The sequence below is a fragment of the Caulobacter sp. GW821-FHT11E11 genome (assembly GCF_058808315.1).
The window spans coordinates 97,144-115,630 of the sequence record NZ_JBXARO010000012.1 but is presented as its reverse complement, the minus strand read 5'-3'; the positions used below and the strand labels follow the sequence as shown (position 1 = coordinate 115,630).

The following is an 18,487-nucleotide window of genomic DNA, read 5'->3' as shown; positions in this document are numbered from 1 at the left end:
ACAAAAATGATCGACATGGATCCTGAAGCCAGGGCCGCGTCGCTCAGCTTTCGGCAGCTGAAGCTGTTCGAAAGCGTGGGCCGGCTGAACAGCGTCCGCAGGGCGTCGGAGGAGTGCAATCTCTCCCAGCCGGCAGTGACTCAGGCCCTCGCCAAGCTGGAGCAGCAGATCGGCGCCGTGCTGTTGGAGCGCCGCGCCAGCGGCAGCTACCTGAACGAGTTCGGCGAGATCTTCCATCGCCGCACCACGCGCCTGTTCGAACAGTTCGAGCAGGCCCTGATCGTCCTGGGCGTACCCGGCGGGGCCGAGACCGCGCCGGTGATCGCCAAGCGCATCTCGCGCTCCCAGGCCCGCAGCCTGATCGCCATTGTCGAGAGCGGCTCGTTCGCCCAGGCGGCCCAGACGCTGGAGCTGTCCCAGGCCTCGCTGCAGCGGGCGGCGCGCGACCTGGAGGGCAACCTCAAGAAGTCGATCTACTACCGCACCGCCGCCGGCGTGATGGTCACCCCGGCCGGCGTAGAGTTCGGTCGGCGGATCAAGCTGGCCACGCAGGAGATCGAATGGGGCATCCAGGAGATCGAGGCCGCGCAAGGCAGCGTCGCCAGCCAGATCGCCATCGGCGCCATGCCGTTCGGCGGCAGCGTGTTGCTAGCCTCGGTGCTGGATGAATTCGTCCGCGCCAATCCCAAGGTCGACGTCAAGATCGTCAACGAGAGCGCCTCGGAGATGCTCAAGCGCCTGCGCGACGGCGAGGTCGATTTCGTGATCGGCCTGGTGCAGGAGACCAAGGGCGAGGACCTGGCCAACGAGGCCCTGGCCCGCACGCCCTACGCCATTGCCGCCCGCCGAGGCCACAAGCTGGCCAGGCAGGGCGTGGTCACGGTCGAGGATCTCCTGAAGTACGACTGGGTGTGCGGCACGCCCGGCTCCAGCCGTCGCGGCTGCTTCGAGCGCCTGTTCCGCGGCGGGGCCGCGCCGCAGACCTCGATCGCCACCAGCGCCCTGCCGGTGATCCGGCACCTGCTGATGCGGTCTGACCGCCTGGCCCTGATGACCTCGTACGAGCTGATGCACGAGAGCGAGCTGACCGCCCTGCCCTTCGGCCCGATCGAGCCGGCCCCGGCCATCGGCGTGACGATGCGCGCCGGCTGGCTGCCGACCAAGCTGCACCAGGACTTCATCGATCTGCTCCGGCGCCATACAGCAGATGCGACGACTCCGACTCTGCTGAAGAAGGCTGGCTGATGAACGACACCAGATTGCCGACCCGCCGCGCGGTCGCCGCCGGAACGCTGGGCCTGCTGGCCGCTTCTGCTGTTCAGGCCGCGCCCAAGGGCCAGCAACTGGTCTATGTCGGGACGCAAGGCAACGAGGCGGGCCAAGGCGTCTTCGCCGCGCGGCTGGACACCAGCACCGGCAATCTGACGCCCATCGGCGTGGTCGCCGAACTGGCGCGGCCGACCTGGATCCTCGCCCATCCCACGCGGCCGACCCTCTACGCCGTCAGCGAGACCGGCAATGACGGCAAGACCCAGGGCAAGGTCCACGCGCTGAAGGTCGACCTCAAGACCGGCGCCCTGACGCTGGTCTCGACCGTCGACTCCGGCGGCAGCGGGCCGACACACCTGGCGCTGGACGCGCAGGGCCAAGGCCTGTTGGTCGCCCATTACGGCTCGGGCCACGTCGCCGCCCTGCCCCTCCGCGCCGATGGTGGCGTCGGGCCGGTGGCGTCGGTGCAGCAGGAACAGGGCTCAGGCCCCTCCCCGCGCCAGAAAAGCTCACACGCCCACGGCGTGGCGCTGGACCCGTCCGGCAAGTTCGCCCTGGTCGCCGACCTGGGTTCGGACCGGGTGTTCGTCCACCCCTATGATCGCCGCAAGCATCAGCTGGCGCCGGCCTCGGCGACGCCGGCCGTCGTCGCGCCCGGCGTCGGCCCGCGTCACCTCACCTTCCATCCGAACGGCCGCTTCGCCTTCCTGATCAGCGAGATAGTCCCGGTGATCCGCACCTTCGCCTGGGACGCCCGCCAGGGCCGCCTCACCGAACTCAGCGCCGTGTGCGCCGGCGGCGATCCGCCGATCAACGGGGCCGAGATCGCGGTCAGCCTCGATGGTCGTTTCGTCTATGCCTCGATCCGCGTCGAGCACGTCATCGTCGCCTACGCGGTCGACCAGAAGACTGGCGCCCTGACCGAGATCCAGCGCATCGCCTCCGGCGGCCAGACGCCCTGGAGCTTCGGCATCGATCCGTTCGGCCGCTGGCTGCTGGCGGCCAACCAGGGCTCGGGGACGGTGACCGTCCTGGCGCGCGATCCGGTCACCGGCCGCTTGAGCCCGACGGACCAGTCCGTGACGGTGACCAAGCCGACCAGCATCGCCTTCCTGTGAGCGCGCGCAGTCTAGACCCCGGCGAGGTCCTGGCCTGATCCCAAAAAGAAAGGGCGAAGCCACGACGCTTCGCCCTTCAGATCGAGGTACAGGGAAGAACGGTCCTAGAACCGGGCCCCAATCCGCACGCCGTAGGTGCGCGGCGGCAGGTAGGTTCCGTAGTAGACGCCCGGAGTCGAGGTCGCGAAGGCGTAGGCCTTCACCAGCTCGTCGCTGATGTTGTTGGCATAGCCCGTGACCGAGAAGGTCCCGCCCGGCGAGTCATAGGTCAGGTTCAGGTCGCCGGTCGTGTAGCCGTCCTGCTTGATTAGGGCGCTGCGGATGTCGAACAGCAGGTACTGCCTGGCCACCACCCGCGCCCGGGCCGCGGCGGTGATCGTGCCGCCGTTGGCCAGGTCGAAGCGGTGCGAGTAGTCCACCGTCAGGGTCGACTTCGGCGACTTGGGCAGCGGGTTGCCCGAGAAGTTGCCGCCCGACGAATACGGCGTCACCGGCAGCACGAAGTCGTTGAACTCCGAGTGCGACAGCGCCCCGACCACGCCCAGGCGGTCCTGGGAGGTGATCGCCCACTGCGACTCCAGCTCCAGGCCGTACACCGTGGCCTTGTCGGCATTGTAGGTCAGGCGGCCCGAGGCCGTGCACGGCGCCAGGTTGGTCGGCAAGTTCAGGCAGCCCAGCTGGCTGGCCTGGTAGTTGTCGTACTTGTAGTGGAACGCCGTGACGTTCAGTTGCAGGGCGTTGTCGAACAGGCGGTTCTTCGAGCCGGCCTCGAACGACTGCACGTGTTCCGGCTCATAGGAGTTGGGGGCCAAGCCGTCATAGTTGCCGCCGCCCTTGTAGCCGGTCGCGGCCGTCGCATAGACCAGCGAGCGCTCGGCCAGCTGGTATTCGACCGAGGCCTTCCAGTTGGTGGCTTCCCACTCGCTGTTGGCGGCGTTGGTGATGCGCGACAGCAGGACGCCGGCCGGATTGCGGACCTCGGTCGTGCCGTTCTGCTTCTTCTGGTCGGCCGTGTAGCGCAGGCCGCCGGTGACGCGCAGCTTGTCGGTGACATGCCAGGTCGCCTGACCAAACAGCGCCCGCGAATAGGCGTCGATGTCGGGATAGCCGAAACGCACCGAGGTCGGCGGCGCCAGCAGCGTCTGGTACGAGCTCTGCAACTCATCCCAATAGTAGGCGCCCAGGATCCAGGTGATGGTCTGGTCGGGCTTGGAGGCCAGGCGGACTTCCAGCGAGTGCTGCTTGGCCTTCTGGTTCAGCTGGATGCGACGGTCGCTGGCGTACAGGTTGTCGAGGTCCAGCTCGTGATAGGCCGGCAGCACCGTCAGGGTGGCCAAGCCCAGGTCCCAGTTCACCTCGGCGTGGACACCCTTGTTCTTGTTGTAGATGTGGGCGCCAGGATTGACGGTATTGGTCGAGCGCGGATCCACGCCCGCGACGCCCAGCTTGTAGGCGGCTGGGCCGACGCCCTTGCGCAGGTCGTAGTCGCCGGCCAGCAGGATCGACAGGTCGTCTGTCGGCTTGATCAGCAGCTGGGCGCGGAAGGCCCGCGAGTTCTGGTCCTCGCTCTTGCCGTCGGCCGCGAAGCCGTCGCGCTTCTGAGTGCGCATGGCCAGGCGCGCGGCGACCTTGTCGCCGAACGGGATGTTGACCATGCCGTTGACGCCGTAGGTATTGTAGTTGCCGTACTCGGCCCCGACCGCACCCTCGTAGTCGAAGCGCGGCTTGACCGAGATGACGTTGATCGCGCCGGCCGTGGCGTTGCGGCCGTACAGCGTGCCTTGCGGACCGCGCAGCACCTCGACCTGGGCGATGTCGTAGATCAGGCCACCGGTCGACTGCGGACGGCCCAGATAGACGCCGTCGATGTGATAGGCCACGGCTGGGTCGCCCTGCGGGCCGTCATTGGTCGAGAAGATGCCCCGGATGGAGACGCCGGTGGCGGCGTTGCTGGAGTTGATCTCGACGTTCGGGGCCGAGCCCTGCAGCGCCTGCAGGTTCGGCGCGCCTTGCTTAGCCAGGCTCTCGGCGCTGATGGCGGTCACGGCGACCGGAATGTTCTGGACGTTCTCGCTGCGCTTCTGGGCGGTGACGACCACCTCTTCCAGGGCGGCGGGTTCGTTGCTTTGGGCGGTCTGGGCTCGGGCCTGCGCGGCCAGGCCCGTGACGCATGCGCCGGCCAGCAGCGCGACGCGGAACGATTGTCCCCTCATTGAATCCTCCCTTTTGTTCTGATCGTCCCGTCTCTTGCGGACAGGCGTCGTTTGGTCTTCGGGCGACCTCGGCGCTGCTCTGCGCCGCTCGCCCTGATCCGAAGTAGAACAGGCGATGGGCGTGGAAGAGGGATCGAAAACCCGCAGCGGCCGATAGCTTCGGCGACCCCGTTGGCCTTATTTCGCGGGCAAATACAGCGGCATGGAATCTTCCCACAGGCTGTCGGTGACCAGGCGCTTGCCCGTGCCGTCGGCGTTCATGACCATGATCTGGCCGTAGGGCTGGAAGGTATTGTCGTAGAGCGCGGCCTCCTCGCGGAAGCCGTACATGCCGGTGCTGAACAGGATCTTCCCGTCGGCGCTCCACACCGCGTGGCCGTCATTGCCGCGGTTGGTCGTCAGGCGCTGCAGGTCCGAGCCGTCGGGCCGGATCGTGTAGACGTCGAAGTTCACCGCATCGACCTTGCGGGTGAAGACGATAAGTTTCCCGTCCGGCGACCAGAACGGCAGGTTGTCGTAGCCGGTGGTCAGCACGCGGATCTGACGGGTCTCGACATCGATCACCCGCAGGCCTTTCTCGGCCTCGCCCCAGACCCGGTAGACGATCTCCTTGCCGTCGGCCGAATAGCTGGGGAAGCCCGAATGGATCGAGCCGTCGGTCAGGGCCTCGTAGCCGGTCCCGTCGCGGCGCACGCGCATGATCACCGCCTTGCTGCGGGCGCGCTCCTGGAACCAGTTGCCCAGGCCGAAGGCCAGCCACTGGCTATCGGGCGACCAGGCGGGCTGGAAGGCGCCGGCCAGACCCTTCTTGACCAACTCGGGATCCAGGCCCTTGCCGTTGACGTCGAACACCACCTGCCGGCCAGAGCCGTCGCGGTTCAGGGTGATCAGCGACGAGTTGCCCAGCTGTTTCTCGGTGATCGCCAGGGTGCCGTCATTGGCCACGACCGGGAACACGTCGATGTGTTTGTACTCCCAGTCCTTGTCCCAGCTGTAGAGCGGCTTGTACGAGGCGCGGGCCTTGAAACCGACCTTCTCGTAGATCACGCTCTTGCCGTCCGGCGACCAGACCGGCGAGCGCAGGAAGCGCCGCACCGGCGCCGCGCCCGAGGTGTAGTAGAGGCCTTCGTCGGCCCCGCCCTTGACGTGATAAGCCAGCGAACCGTCGACCAGGAACTGCGGGAAGAGCTTCAGGCCCGGCCCCTCGGTGTGCTCGATCCGCTGGCCGGTGGCGACGTCGACCGAGACGATCTGCGAGACGGTCCTGGCCAGCAGCTCGGGCCGCCGCGCGCCCCAGGTGTCCTCGGTCGCCAGCTCGTAGAAGGCGATGCGCTTGCCGTCCGGCGACCACTTGGGCGACCCCAGGCAGAAGCCGGGTTTGGACGCCACGCGGCGGAAGCCCTTGCCGTCGGCGCCGATCACATAGATCGACAGCTCCTGGGTGTGCTCCCAGCCCTTGCCGTCGTGGTGGCCGCGCCAATCGGTGTTACGATCTGACGAGAAGGCCAGCCATTTGCCGTCCGGCGACCAGGCCGGGCGGAAGAAGCCGTTGGGCAGGCTGGGATCGCCCTGCACGTCCTCGGCGCCGGTCAGGTTGGCCAGGCGGCCGGTCTTCAGGTCCTTGACCCAGATGTTGGTTCGATAGCCCTCGCGGGTCGAGACGAAAGCCAGGCGCGTCCCGTCCGGCGATAGCTCGCCGGCGTCCTCGACGGCCGGACCGACGATTAGCGGCTGGATGTTGCTCCCGTCCAGGTTGGCGCGGAACAGGTCAGACTGGCCGTCACCGTTGCGCTCGGACGTGAACACCACCGACCTGCCGTCGGCGCTGAAGCTGGCGTGGTAGTCGAACACCGACGCGCCCAGCAGCTTGCGCTCGTTGGAGCCATCGGCGTCAGCGATGTAGAGCTCCGACGACGACGGGCCGATGCGGTTCATCAACATCACGCCGTGCGGCTTTGCGGTCGCTGCCGCCTTCTTGGGCGCCGCGGCCATCGCTTCGCCCGCCATGAACAAGGCCGGGATGGCGGCGAGGAGTTGTCGGCGATCCATATGTTCCTCCGGGTACGCGCCGCCTCTTGCCTGGCGGACTTATCTTCATGGGGTCGCGTCGGCCCGCGACTTCTCGTCCGCTAGGCTAAGCCGAGACCGCCCTGCCCGCGCGCATCAGATTTGCGCTCAACCCGATCCATTCCCCGAGTTCTGGCCATTCGCCGTCCCCTCGAACGTCCGCGCCCGGCGCAGGACCGGAAACCACCAGGCCCAGAGGCCGGTGACCATGATCGCGCCGATGCCGCCGAACACCACGGCCGGCGCCGGTCCGATCGCGGCGGCCAAAAAGCCGGACTCCGCCTCGCCCAGCTCGTTCGAGGCGGAGATGAACAGGGACGACACCGCCCCGACCCGGCCGCGCATCTCGTCGGGCGTCGACAGCTGCATCAGCGACTGGCGGACATAGACCGACAGCATGTCGGACGCGCCCAGGATCACCAGGCACCCCAGCGACAAGGGCATCCAGCGCGACAGGCCGAAGATCACGGTGGCCAGCCCAAACACGGCGACCGAGACCAGCATCTTGATCCCGACGCTGTGCTTCAGCGGCCGCCAGGCGAACAACAGCGCCGTCGCCATCGCCCCCACGGCCGGCGCGGCGCGCAGGTGGCCGAGGCCCTCCGGCCCCACGTGCAGGATGTCACGCGCAAAGATCGGCAGCATGGCCGTCGCCCCGCCCAGCAGCACGGCGAACAGGTCCAGCGAGATGGCGCCCAGCACGATCTTGTTGCCGCGCACATAGGCCAGGCCCTCGATCATCAGCAGCCACGGCTTGCGCGGCTCGCCGATCGCCCGGCGGACGGGGCGGACCAGCAGCATGCCGACCAACGACAGCACGAACAGCCCCGCGCTCGCCGCATAGGGCGCGGGCGGGCTCCAGGCGTAGAGATAACCGCCCATGGCCGGGCCCAGGATCGAGCCGACCCGGCCGGCGATGGCGTTAGTGGCGATGGCGTGCGGCAGCACCGCGGGCGGCACGATGTTGGGGCCCAGGGCGTTCAGGGCCGGCATCGAGAAGGCCCGCGCCACGCCCAGGAACACCGCCACCGCCATCAGGGCCTGCAGCGACGCCGCCCCGCTCCAGGTCAGTAGCCCCAGCGCCGCCGCGCACAGCAGTTGTAGCGAGGTGGTGAGGCAGATGATCAGGCGGCGATCGAAACGATCGGCCGCCCATCCCGTCACCAGGGTCAGCACGAACAGCGGCACGAACTGCGCCAAGCCTACCAAGCCCAGTTGCAGGGCGGCGTCCTGGGTGTCCATGGTTCGCCGGGCCAGGTCATAGACCTGCCATCCGACGACGATGACCAGAGTGTTCTGGGCCAGGGTCGAACACAGCCGCGCGGTCCAGAAATAGCGGAAATCCCGGAACGCGAACGGATGCTGGGCCAATGTCTTCTCCTAACCGACGCGCCTTCTAGCCCCGCGGGCGCGTAAAATCATATCCGGCCGGCAACATCGCCTCAGTTCCGATAGCCTGCGAGCCGCCTTGAATGGCTCCCGCGCGCGGCCGGCCGATACCGCGGTCCCCGTCAGCCGCTGGATGGGGTGACGCCAGAACCTCCGGGGGCGTCACATCACTGTCGTGTCGGGCTGGCATTCGGCTCGGCCATGTCATTGCCCGTTCTTGACCGTGGCCCGACCTGCGAGCCCGGGAACACTGGGGGCGCGGAGCGGTTCGAGGCTCTCACCCGACGCCTGCGGCTGCCCTTGCTGCGCTATTTCGCTCGCCGGACGGGGTCGCAGCCCGACAGCGAGGAGCTGGTGCAGGACCTTTTCCTGCGCCTGCTGCGTCGTCCCGGCCTGATGGCCCTGGAAAGCGTCGATGGCTACGTGTTCGAGGCGGCGGCCAATCTGCTGCGCGACAAGGTCAAACGCGAGCGGACACGGCCCAGGTTGAGCGCGGTCGAACTGGATCGCATCGACCTGGCCGACGACCTTCCGGACGCCGAGGATGTGGTTGGCGGGAGACAGAACCTGGAACGCATCCAACGCGCCCTCAAGGCGCTGTCGCCCCGCGCGCGCACCATCGTCATCCTTCGCCGCTTCGAGGACATGAGCCACGCCCAGATCGCCGCCCGGCTGAACATCTCGGTCAGCGCGGTCGAGAAGCATCTGGTGCGGTCCATGGCCGTGCTGCGCAACGCCCTGCAGGAGCAAGGCTGATGGCGGGCCGCGCTTCCCAGGATGACGAAGCCGCCCACTGGTTCGCCAAGGCTGATCGCGGGCCGCTGAGCGCCGACGATCGCAAGGCGTTCCTCGAATGGCTCGAGGCGCCCGGCCATGCCGAGGCCTACCAGCAGACCGCCGACGCCTGGTCGACCCTGGGCGCGGCCAAGGGCGCTGATGGCCTGATGGCGATGCGCGCGGCCGCCTTGCGGGACGCCTCGGGCGTCAGTCGCCGGCGCACGATCTTCGGCCTGGCGGGCGCCGCGACGGCGGCCGGCGCGGGCGGCGTGGCGGTGATGATGGCCAGCGCGGCCGGGGCGACGATCCGCACCGGCGCCGGCGAGCGCCTGACCGCGCCCCTGCCGGACGGGTCCAGCTTGACCCTGGCCCCGCTGTCGACGGTGCGCGTCCAGTACGACGACAAGCGCCGGCGCGTACGCCTGGTCGAGGGACAGGCCTATTTCGACGTGCGCCTGGCGCCCGACCAGCCGTTCCAGCTCGTCGTCGGCGATGAGCACGCCCAGGGCGCCGGCGGCCGCTTCCAGGTCACCAAGCAGGGCGAGACGGCGCAGATCCTGATCGAGGACGGCGCACTCGACGTCGCCGCAGTCGGGCAAGGCGCGGTCCGGAGAGTGACGACGGGCCAGATGCTGTCGGGCCAAGCCGGCGCGCGGCCGGTCGTGGCGGCCGATCTGGAGGAACTGACCGCCTGGCGCGACGGCCGGCTGGTGTTCAGCGACACGCCGTTGCCGCAGGTGGCGGCGGCGTTCAATCGCTATTCCAGCGACCAGCTGTCCCTGGCCTCCGACGCGCGGCTGGACGACATCCGGATCTCGGGATCGTTCCGCTACGACGGCGGCCGCGAGTTCGCCAACGCCCTGCGCGTGGGCTTTGGCGTGAAGGTCCATCAGGTCGACAAGACGACCTGGGAAATCGCCGAATGAGCCGCGCCGACGGCCCGACGGTCGATGAAATTTTCACGACAAGGTGAGGCTTTCGGCGGGGCCGCAGTTCCTGGGGTTGACCGGTCGACGGGGGCCGCGATGTTTCAGGAAAGCACGATGACGAACCGAGTTTCCCAAGCCGCCGGCCTTCGGCGCGGCCTGATGGCCTGCTGCGCCGTGGTCGTCCTGGGCGCCGCGGCGCCGGCCCTGGCCCAGGAGACCGCCGCGCCGCCGGTGGCCTTCACCCTGCCGACCCAGCCGCTGGAACTGGCCCTGCCCGCCTTCGCCAAGCAGGCCGACGTGCAGGTGCTGTATGCGTCCAACCTGGTGAAGGGCAAGCGCGCCAACGCCGTCGTTGGGACCCGCGCGCCGGCCGAGGCGCTGCGCGACCTGTTGGCTGGCTCGGGCCTGAAGGCGACCATGACCGGCCCGCGCACCTTCCTGATCTCGGTGCAGGAAAATCCGGTCGTCGCCGAACTGGAAGAAGTGATCGTCACCGCCCAGAAGCGCTCGGCGCGGATCGAGAACGTCCCGATCGCCGTGACCGTCGTTGAAGGCGGCGACGCCCAGCGGCGCGGCATCACCAATGTCGTCGACCTGGTCGATCAGGTGGCTGGCGTCTCGGTGAACTACGCCTTCGGCGGCACCAACTACGGCCTGATCAGCATCCGCGGCATCGGCGGCGCCGACGACTACAAGCCCAACGGCAACCCCTCGGTCGCCCTGCATGTCGACGGCGTCTACCAGACCTCGAACGCCTATCTGGGCATGCCGCTGTTCGACCTCGACCGCATCGAGGTTCTGAAGGGTCCGCAAGGCACGCTTTACGGCCGCAACACCACGGCCGGCGTCATCAATGCCATCACCCGCGGTCCCGGCCAGGTAGTCGAAGGCTCGGGCCGCGTCGAGTACGGCAGCTACGACTACACCGAGCTGGAAGCCTCGGTCGGCGGTCCGGTCAGCGAGAACCTGGGCGTCCGCCTGGCGGTGCTGGCCCAGAACGGCGGCGGCTTCATGAACGGCGCTGGCGCTGGCCTCCTGGCCGGCTTCCGCCCGTCGGTGCGCGGCGTGGTGCAGACCCAGGTGCCGGCCCTGGTCGATCCTGGCCGCCGCGAGGGCTTTGGCGACAAGGACCTGGTCGCTGGCCGCGCCACCTTCGACTTCAAGATGGCGCCCGAGAGCGATCTGGTCGTGAAGCTGTTCGGCAGCCGCGATCGGGGTGACACCCGCCAATATGACCGCATCGCCCGCTCGCTGGACGCCACGGTCGCCAACGCCGGCGAGAACGCCGACCCGTACGAGTTCTACTCGGTCGGCTATCCCACCCAGGCCATCGACATCTACGGCGGTTCGGCGAGCTTCAGCCACAAGGTGCGCGAGAACCTGAACTTCACCGCCATCGGCGGCTTGCAGGGCAGCAAGCGCGCGGTGAAGGGCAATGGCGACGGCTCGCCCTACCCGGCCTCGTATTTCGACGCCAAGGAGAAGCTCAGCCAATCGTCGGTGGAACTGCGTCTGGCCGACGACACGGGCGGCAAGCTGGACTGGATCGCCGGCGCCTTCTACGTCACCGACGAGGTCAAGTTCGACACCAACTGGATCAGCTATTCGGCCCTGACCAACTACGACAACCTGCACCGCCAGGAGCGCGACAGCTTCGCCCTGTTCGGCCAGGCCGACTATCGCCTGATCGAGCGCCTGCAGGTCTCGGCCGGCCTGCGCTACACCCGTGACAACGCCCACTATGTCGGCCGCAACGTCGACCACAATCCGTGGGGCATCAGCACCTTCACGACGACCTTCACGACGACCAACCCGTTTGCCTGGGACGAAAAGTTTGACGACGACAACGTCTCGGGCCGTCTGACGGTGAAGTACGACGTCACCTCGGCGCTGAACGTCTTCGTGTCGGCCGGCACCGGCTATCGTGGCGGTGGCTTCGACGGCACCTCGATCTTCACCGTGGCCGAGACCAAGCCCTTCGCCTCGGAGACCGTGCGCGCCTACGAGGCCGGCCTGCGCTGGACCACGCCGCGCCTACGCCTGTCGCTGGACGCCTTCGACTACCGCTTCAGCGAGCTGCAGGCCACGACGCGCCTCGCTAACGACACCAACGGCCGGGCCAATGTCGGCAAGGCCAGCAGCAAGGGGATCGAGGTCGCACTCAGCGCCCAGCTGCTGCGCACCGAGCGCCAGCAGCTGACCTTCGACGTCAACGCTGCCTGGCTGGACACCGAGGTGCTGTCGTTCTCGTCCAATCGCGTGGCCGAGGTGCTGCAGACGGTCGGTGACCCCCTGCCCGGCGCGCCGGACGTGTCGGCCACCGCCAGCCTGAACCACAGCATCACGCTGAGCGAGGGCTGGTCGCTGCGCAGCCGCGTGGGCGTCACCCACCATGGCGAGGAGTCCAACCGCCTGAACGCCACGCCGGGCAACACGGCCAAGGCCTACACCCTGGTCAACGCCCGGGTGGACCTGGCCACGCCGAAGAACTGGACGCTCTACGCCTACGGTCGCAACATCACCGACGAGGTCTACTTCCCCGAGCTGAACGGCGCGGCCCGTCTGGTCGGCGCGCCGGCCACCTACGGGATCGGCGCGCGGTTCGACTTCTGATCCTGAGGCGATCCGGTCCTTTCCGGGCCGGGTCGCCTCGCCCTTCCAACGAGATCCTCGCGATGTCCCTGCTAACGCGCCGCGCCGTGATGGCGGCCTCGACCGGCCTTTTCCTGGCCCGCGCGACGGCGACGCAAGGGTTGGAGATCCGCCGCGCCGCGCCCGCCGAGCCCTTCGCGCTAGGGGTGGCCAGCGGCGATCCCTCGACCGACGGCTTCGTGCTGTGGACCCGCCTCAGCGCCGGCGGCGCGCTGCTCGACGCCCCCGCCGTGCCGGTGGCCTACGAGGTCGCCGAGGACGAGGCCTTCCGCCGGATCGTGCGGCGCGGGCGTCGCGCGGCGTCGCCCGCCCTGGGCCATGCGCTGCATGTCGAAATCTCGGGTCTTCGGCCCGGTCGCGCCTACTGGTATCGCTTTCACGCACTGGGCGCGGTCAGCCCGGTCGGCCGCACCGCCACCGCGCCCGAGCGCGCCGAACGCGCGCGCATCGCCGTCAGCTCGTGCCAGCACTTCGAACTTGGCTGGTTTACCGCCTATCGCGACATGGTCGCCGCCCAGCCCGACCTGATCGTGCAGCTGGGCGACTACATCTACGAGAACAGCTACACGCAGTTTCCGAAGGTTCGCGCCTTCGACGCGCCCGAGCCGGTCGACCTCGACGGTTATCGCCGCCGGCACGCGATCTACAAGTCCGACGCCGACCTGCGCGAGGCTCATCGCCTGGCGCCCTGGGTCGTGACCTGGGACGACCACGAGGTCGAGAACGACTATGCCGATCTGGCCAATCTGAAGGCGCTGGATCCGGCGGTCTTCGTACGGCGGCGGGCGGCGGCCTACCAGGCCTATTTCGAGCACTTGCCGGTGCGGCCCAGCCTGTGGGCGCGCCCGGACCGGCCAAGGCTCTATCGACGCCTGGCCTGGGGCGATCTGGTCAGCCTGCCCGTGCTGGACGGGCGGCAGTATCGCTCGGCCCAGGCCTGCAACCCGCCGGGCCAGAGCGGCAACCGCCCACGTCGCGACTGCCCTGCCCTGGCCGCGCCCGACCGCACCATGCTGGGCGCGGCGCAGGAGGCCTGGCTGGACAAGACGCTAGAGGCCGAGCGTGGCCGCTGGACCCTGCTGGCCCAGCAGACGGTGGTCGCTCCGATCGAGACGTCCGAAGGCGTGATGTCGGACCAGTGGGACGGTTATGCCGCCGCCCGCGACCGCCTGATGCACGGCCTGACCGGTCGGTCGGTCCGCAACGCCGTGGTGCTGAGCGGCGACATCCACGCCTTCATGGTCAACGACCTGCGGCCCAGGACCGATGCGCCGCCGGTAGCCACGGAACTGGTGACCACCTGCCTGGCGGCGAGCCACGCGCCGAAAGCTCGCTACAGCGAGGTCGGCGCCCGCAATTCCCACGTCCGCTTCGCCGACATCGAGCGCTCGGGCTACACCCTGATCGAGGCGACGCCTCAGCGACTGGATGTCGATCTGCGCGCCGTCTCCGACCAGGCCGACCCTGCGGGCGTCACCCAAAGCCTGGCGCGGTTCGCGGTCGAGGATCGCCGTCCGGGCGCCCAGGTCGCCTAGCGCCGCCCAGGCCCGGCCCTCTCGCCAACCCAGAATTTCCATTTCAGCCGCGGCGCGCTCGCGCCGGCACGCGCACGCTCATGCAGCCCGTGCGGCTGGGCAAATTTCGGCGCGGAAACTTTTCGCCCCTCTCGACACGAACGCTGAAATGGCGATATCTTCCCCATATTCGGGATCGAATACCAAAATATGAGACCATCGACCTCAGGGGCACTGAGCAACGATGGGTTCGCACAATGGAGAGGAAACCATGAAGACGTCTTCGCGTACGCAATGGCGGTCGGGCGCCTCGCGCCTTGCGGTCGCAACTGTCCTGCTGTCCTCGGTCGCCGGCGCAGCCGTCGCCCAGACCGCCCCGCCCCCTTCGGAGCCCGCTGTCGTCGACGAGATCGTCGTGACCGGCATCCGCGCCAGCCTGCGCAGCGCCATGGATGTGAAGCGCAGCTCGCTGCAGGTGGTCGACACCATCTCGGCCGAGGACATCGGCGACTTCCCGGACAAGAACCTCTCCGAAGCCCTGCAACGGGTGACCGGCGTGCAGATCAGCCGTCAGGACGGCGAAGGCCGCGGCGTCAGCATCCGCGGCGCTGATCCGGGCCTGAACCGCGTCGAGATCAACGGCTCGTCGGCTCTGTCCCTGACCGTGGGCGGCAGCGACCGCGCCGTCGACTTCCGTGACATCCCCGTCGAGTTCGTCTCGCGCCTGGACGTCGTCAAGTCGCCGACCGCCGACATGGCCGAAGGCGGCATCGGCGGCACCGTGCGGGTGATCACCCGCCGTCCGTTCGACAGCAAGCAACCCTTCGTGGCCGGCTCGGTCCAGGGCGTCTATTCGAACCTGGCCAAGAAGTACGACCCCAAGTTCGCGCTGATCGGCAGCAAGACCTTCTTCAACGACACCTTGGGCGTCCTGCTGTCAGGCACCTGGGAAAACCGTCACCTCAACAGCAACAACGCCCGCACCACGGGCTGGATTCGCCGGGCGCTGACGGCGACCGGCGCGGGCGCGACGCCTGGGCGCAGCACCGACGTCAACAACGACGGCACGCTGGACTGGGTCCCGGAAATCCCGCGCCTGATCATCGACCGCCGCGAGACCAAGCGGAAGGCGCTGAACGGCATCCTGGAATGGCGTCCGAACGACAACTTCAAGGCCTATTTCGACGGCACCTACGCCACGGCCACCGAGAAGGTGAACAGCTCGCTGCTGCAGCTGGGCGCCTCGGGCGGTCTGATCGACTACAGCAAGACGACGCTGGGCAGCGACAACACGGTCAACCACATCGAGCTGACCAGCAGCGCCGCCTTCCCGATGGACCTGGCCTATCGCAACATCCTGGGCGACCTGACCCGCACCCAGTACACGACCGCCCTGGGCGGCGAGTGGAAGCTGGACAACTGGGTGTTCGACGCCCGCCTCGACTACTCCAACGCCGAGGTCCAGAACAACGAGATCAACTCGACCGCCACGGTCTTCGGCGTGCCGCGCGCGATCATCGACTACACCGGCAGCCAGCGCGCCCCGAACTTCTCGTTCCCGGGCCTGGACGTGACCACGGGCCAGGGCGTCAACCGCCTGGACGCCGTGTTCAACCCGCGTAACAACACCTCCGAAGAGACCGCCGAGCAGTTCAACGTCACCTACAAGCCGGAAGGCTCGTGGCTGACGCAGATCAAGGGCGGCGTCCAGGCGCGTCAGTTCCAGACCGACCAGGTCCTGTACCAGCGCACCACGCGCCTCAACTGCCGCGCCGACGCCAGCAGCGCCGCGGCCGTCGCGGTGGCCGTGCCCTGCTCGACGATCGAGGGCATCGTCAACACCAACTCGGTGACCAACAGCATCCCGTTCTTCAAGACCGGCGACCTGGGTTACTCGGGCGGCGTCCGCTACTGGAACGACAACACCCTGGCCACCTACAACGCCACCCTGGCGGCGGCCGGCCTGCAGAACGACGTCTACGGCGTCAACCCCAACCCCAACACCGCCGAAAAGGCCGGTGGCTCGGGCAGCTTCCAGGCCTTCCTCGACACCTGGTCCGTCGAGGAAAAGACCAAGAGCGCCTACGTCCAGGCGGCCTTCGACTTCCGCGACCTGCCGGTGCCGATCAGCGGTACGCTGGGCGTCCGTGTGGTCGACACCAAGACGGTCTCGACCGGCTACAACCGCACCACCGGTCCCGGTGGCGGCGCGCCGGTCAACTTCGTGAAGGGCTCGCAGGAGGGCGGCTACACCAAGACCCTGCCGTCGCTGAACCTGCGCTTCGAGTTCATCCCCAACACGCTGATCGGCCGCGCCGCCGCCAGCAAGGTGATGGCCCGCGCCGCGCCCAGCCAGCTGGCCCTGCGCCGCAGCATCGACGTCGTCGGCCTGACCGGCTCGCGCGGCAACCCCGACCTGCAGCCGTTCGAGGCCACCGCCTATGACGCGGGCCTGGAGTGGTACTTCAGCCGCGACAGCTTCATCTCGGCGACCTATTTCCGGAAGGAGATCTCGTCGTTCATCATCAACCAGGCCGCGCCGGAAACCATCGACGGCACGACCTACAACATCACCCGTCCGGTCAACGGCACCGACCAGGTCAACATTAACGGCCTGGAAATCGGCGGCCAATACGCCTTCGACTTCCTGCCCGCGCCGTTCAACGGCTTCGGCGTCCTGGCCAACTACACCTACCAGAAGGACGAGGGCTTCAAGGGCGCGAACCTACTGACCGGCGAGATCCTGCCGTTCCCGGGCCTGTCGCGAAAGAGCTACAACGTCTCGCTCTACTACGAGAACGAGAAGTTCAGCGCCCGCGCCTCGTACAACTGGCGTGACCAGTGGCTGATCACGGCCGTCGGCCGCGGCAGCCTGCCGGAGTTCAACGAGGCCTACGGCTCGCTGGACGCCTCGGCCAGCTACAATGTCAGCGACAACATCACGGTCTTCGTCGAAGGCGTGAACCTGACCGACGAGGTCCGGATCGAGAACAACAACGCCGTCCGCCGGATCGGCAACGAGACCTTCGGTTCGCGCTTCTTCTTCGGGGTGCGCGCCAAGTTCTAGTGGAAACGACGCTCGCTTTCCCCAGTTCGGGAAGGCGAGCGTCCATCCGCCCATGACCCTTCCAATCGCTGTATCGCCGTCGATCCCCCTGCGGGACAGGACCGACGTCAGCCGCTCCCTGATGCGCGCGCTCGACATCCTCGACGCCGTCAGCATGGGGCCTATCAGCCTGGCCGACCTGACCGGAAAGCTAGGCCTGACCCGCAGCACCGCCTATCGCCTGGCCTCGGCCTTGGTGGATCGTGGCCTGCTGAGGCACGACTCCCGCAAGGGCTACCAGCTCGGTCCCAGGATCCTCAGCCTGGGCGCCCTGGCGCGCGAAGGCGCCAACCTGATCGCCATCGCCCAGCCGACACTGGACGCGCTCAGCCTCGAGACCAGCGACGCGACCAACCTGGCCATCCGCGACGGCGAGTACATCGTCTATATCGCCCGCGCGCCCAGCCGCCGCCTGCTGGCTGTGCGCCACCAGCTGGGCGACCGCAACCGCGTCGACGCCACCGCCCTGGGCCGAGCCCTGCTGATGGATGCGCCGCTGGCGGTCTGGCGAGCCAGCTTTCCGGCCGAGAGCCAGGACGCCCTGCTGGCCGAGGGCTTCTCGCGCCACATCGGCGAGGATGGCGAACGCATCTGCTGCGTAGCCGCGCCGATCCGCGACGCCAGCGGCGAGGTGATCGCCGCGCTCAGCCTGTCCAGCGCCCAGCAATACATGTCGGCGGAACAGATGGACGACGCCGGGCGACGCATCGCCCAGGCCGCCACCGTGGTCAGCCGGCGCCTGGGCTGGACGTCCTAGGCCTCGTCGTCGCCGACGAGGCGGTAGCCGATGCCGGGCTCGGTCTGCAGTATCCTGGGCATCGCCGGATCGGCTTCCAACTTCTGGCGCAGTTGGCCGACGAAGACCCGCAGGTACTGGGTGTCGTGGGCGTGCGCCGGACCCCAGACCGCCGTCAGCAGTTCCTTGTGGGTCAGCACCTTGCCGTGGCCCAGCGCCAGGCGGGTCAGCACGTCGTATTCGCGCGGCGACAGCTTCACGGCCTCGCCGGCGCGGGTGACGCGGCGCTTTTCCAGGTCGATCTCGACCTCGCCGGCGCGGATCGGGCCGCTGGGCGCCTGGGCGCGGCCGGTCTGGCGCAGGGCGGCGCGCAAGCGGGCCAGCAGCTCGCCGACGCCGAAGGGCTTCTCGACATAGTCGTTGGCCCCGCGATCCAGGGCCTGGATCTTCTCGATCTCGCGGTCGCGGGCCGACAGGATCAGGATCGGGCCGTCATAGAACGCCCGGGCCTTCTCCAGCACGTCCTTGCCGTCCATATCGGGCAAGCCCAGGTCCAGCACCACGGCGTCGGGCGACCACAGCGCGATGCCCCGCAGACCCTCCTGGCCGCTATCGGCGCGCAGCGGCTCGTAGCCGGCGGCGTCCAGGGCCGGGCCCAGGAACCGGTGGATCTGGGGCTCGTCGTCGATGACCAGGATGCGGTGGCGCGAACTCATG

General features: G+C 68.4%; 12 protein-coding genes. 8 read left to right on the top strand and 4 right to left on the bottom strand.

Annotation, left to right across the window (positions count from 1 at the left end; genetic code table 11):
• Positions 1 to 6: 6 nt before the first annotated feature.
• Entirely contained in the window at positions 7 to 1,245 is a 1,239-nt protein-coding gene (locus tag AC1RR5_RS25200; protein WP_492926232.1) for a LysR substrate-binding domain-containing protein, read from the top strand.
• Positions 1,245 to 2,387, top strand: a complete 1,143-nt coding sequence (locus AC1RR5_RS25195; protein WP_492926230.1) for a lactonase family protein — start codon at positions 1,245 to 1,247, stop codon at positions 2,385 to 2,387. Before AC1RR5_RS25200 ends, AC1RR5_RS25195 begins: the two co-directional genes overlap by 1 nt.
• 104 nt (positions 2,388 to 2,491) lie before the next feature.
• Here AC1RR5_RS25195 and AC1RR5_RS25190 read toward each other — a convergent pair whose 3' ends face one another.
• The 3 genes from AC1RR5_RS25190 to AC1RR5_RS25180 form a co-directional block, all read right to left on the bottom strand.
• The gene (locus tag AC1RR5_RS25190; RefSeq protein ID WP_492926228.1) at positions 2,492 to 4,600 is read right to left on the bottom strand and encodes a TonB-dependent receptor; all 2,109 of its coding nucleotides are present in this window, start codon (positions 4,598 to 4,600) and stop codon (positions 2,492 to 2,494) included.
• Between the two features lie 177 nt (positions 4,601 to 4,777).
• Entirely contained in the window at positions 4,778 to 6,649 is a 1,872-nt protein-coding gene (locus tag AC1RR5_RS25185; protein ID WP_492926226.1) for a hypothetical protein, read from the bottom strand.
• 126 nt (positions 6,650 to 6,775) lie between these two features.
• The gene (locus AC1RR5_RS25180; protein WP_492926224.1) at positions 6,776 to 8,038 is read right to left on the bottom strand and encodes an MFS transporter; all 1,263 of its coding nucleotides are present in this window, start codon (positions 8,036 to 8,038) and stop codon (positions 6,776 to 6,778) included.
• A gap of 219 nt (positions 8,039 to 8,257) precedes the next feature.
• Here AC1RR5_RS25180 and AC1RR5_RS25175 point away from each other — a divergent pair, with 219 nt between their 5' ends.
• The 6 genes from AC1RR5_RS25175 to AC1RR5_RS25150 all read left to right on the top strand — a co-directional run bounded on the left by AC1RR5_RS25175 (position 8,258) and on the right by AC1RR5_RS25150 (position 17,791).
• The gene (locus AC1RR5_RS25175; RefSeq protein ID WP_492926222.1) at positions 8,258 to 8,812 is read left to right on the top strand and encodes an RNA polymerase sigma factor; all 555 of its coding nucleotides are present in this window, start codon (positions 8,258 to 8,260) and stop codon (positions 8,810 to 8,812) included.
• Positions 8,812 to 9,759, top strand: a complete 948-nt coding sequence (locus tag AC1RR5_RS25170) for a FecR family protein (RefSeq protein WP_492926220.1) — start codon at positions 8,812 to 8,814, stop codon at positions 9,757 to 9,759. Before AC1RR5_RS25175 ends, AC1RR5_RS25170 begins: the two co-directional genes overlap by 1 nt.
• Positions 9,760 to 9,876: 117 nt before the next feature.
• The gene (locus AC1RR5_RS25165; RefSeq protein ID WP_492926218.1) at positions 9,877 to 12,375 is read left to right on the top strand and encodes a TonB-dependent receptor; all 2,499 of its coding nucleotides are present in this window, start codon (positions 9,877 to 9,879) and stop codon (positions 12,373 to 12,375) included.
• Between the two features lie 62 nt (positions 12,376 to 12,437).
• Positions 12,438 to 13,949: an alkaline phosphatase D family protein gene (locus AC1RR5_RS25160; protein WP_492926216.1), complete on the top strand. Its 1,512-nt coding sequence runs from the start codon at positions 12,438 to 12,440 to the stop codon at positions 13,947 to 13,949.
• A 250-nt stretch (positions 13,950 to 14,199) separates the two neighbouring features.
• Positions 14,200 to 16,995 carry a TonB-dependent receptor gene (locus AC1RR5_RS25155; RefSeq protein WP_492926214.1) on the top strand — a complete coding sequence of 932 codons (2,796 nt, stop codon included), beginning with the start codon at positions 14,200 to 14,202 and terminating at the stop codon, positions 16,993 to 16,995.
• Positions 16,996 to 17,047: 52 nt separating this feature from the next.
• Positions 17,048 to 17,791, top strand: a complete 744-nt coding sequence (locus tag AC1RR5_RS25150; RefSeq protein ID WP_492926212.1) for an IclR family transcriptional regulator — start codon at positions 17,048 to 17,050, stop codon at positions 17,789 to 17,791.
• Here AC1RR5_RS25150 and AC1RR5_RS25145 read toward each other — a convergent pair.
• On the bottom strand, positions 17,788 to 18,486 hold the full coding sequence (locus AC1RR5_RS25145) for a response regulator (RefSeq protein ID WP_492926210.1): 699 nt from the start codon (positions 18,484 to 18,486) through the stop codon (positions 17,788 to 17,790). The genes AC1RR5_RS25150 and AC1RR5_RS25145 overlap by 4 nt on opposite strands.
• Position 18,487 lies beyond the last annotated feature (1 nt).

Bases quoted from the DNA above. Each gene is read 5' to 3' on its own strand.
- AC1RR5_RS25200 (WP_492926232.1), top strand. From the start codon at position 7: ATGATCGACATGGATCCTGAAGCCAGGGCCGCGTCGCTCAGCTTTCGG.
- AC1RR5_RS25195 (WP_492926230.1), top strand. From the start codon at position 1,245: ATGAACGACACCAGATTGCCGACCCGCCGCGCGGTCGCCGCCGGAACG.
- AC1RR5_RS25190 (WP_492926228.1), bottom strand. From the start codon at position 4,600: ATGAGGGGACAATCGTTCCGCGTCGCGCTGCTGGCCGGCGCATGCGTC.
- AC1RR5_RS25185 (WP_492926226.1), bottom strand. From the start codon at position 6,649: ATGGATCGCCGACAACTCCTCGCCGCCATCCCGGCCTTGTTCATGGCG.
- AC1RR5_RS25175 (WP_492926222.1), top strand. From the start codon at position 8,258: ATGTCATTGCCCGTTCTTGACCGTGGCCCGACCTGCGAGCCCGGGAAC.
- AC1RR5_RS25170 (WP_492926220.1), top strand. From the start codon at position 8,812: ATGGCGGGCCGCGCTTCCCAGGATGACGAAGCCGCCCACTGGTTCGCC.
- AC1RR5_RS25165 (WP_492926218.1), top strand. From the start codon at position 9,877: ATGACGAACCGAGTTTCCCAAGCCGCCGGCCTTCGGCGCGGCCTGATG.
- AC1RR5_RS25160 (WP_492926216.1), top strand. From the start codon at position 12,438: ATGTCCCTGCTAACGCGCCGCGCCGTGATGGCGGCCTCGACCGGCCTT.
- AC1RR5_RS25155 (WP_492926214.1), top strand. From the start codon at position 14,200: ATGAAGACGTCTTCGCGTACGCAATGGCGGTCGGGCGCCTCGCGCCTT.
- AC1RR5_RS25150 (WP_492926212.1), top strand. From the start codon at position 17,048: ATGACCCTTCCAATCGCTGTATCGCCGTCGATCCCCCTGCGGGACAGG.
- AC1RR5_RS25145 (WP_492926210.1), bottom strand. From the start codon at position 18,486: ATGAGTTCGCGCCACCGCATCCTGGTCATCGACGACGAGCCCCAGATC.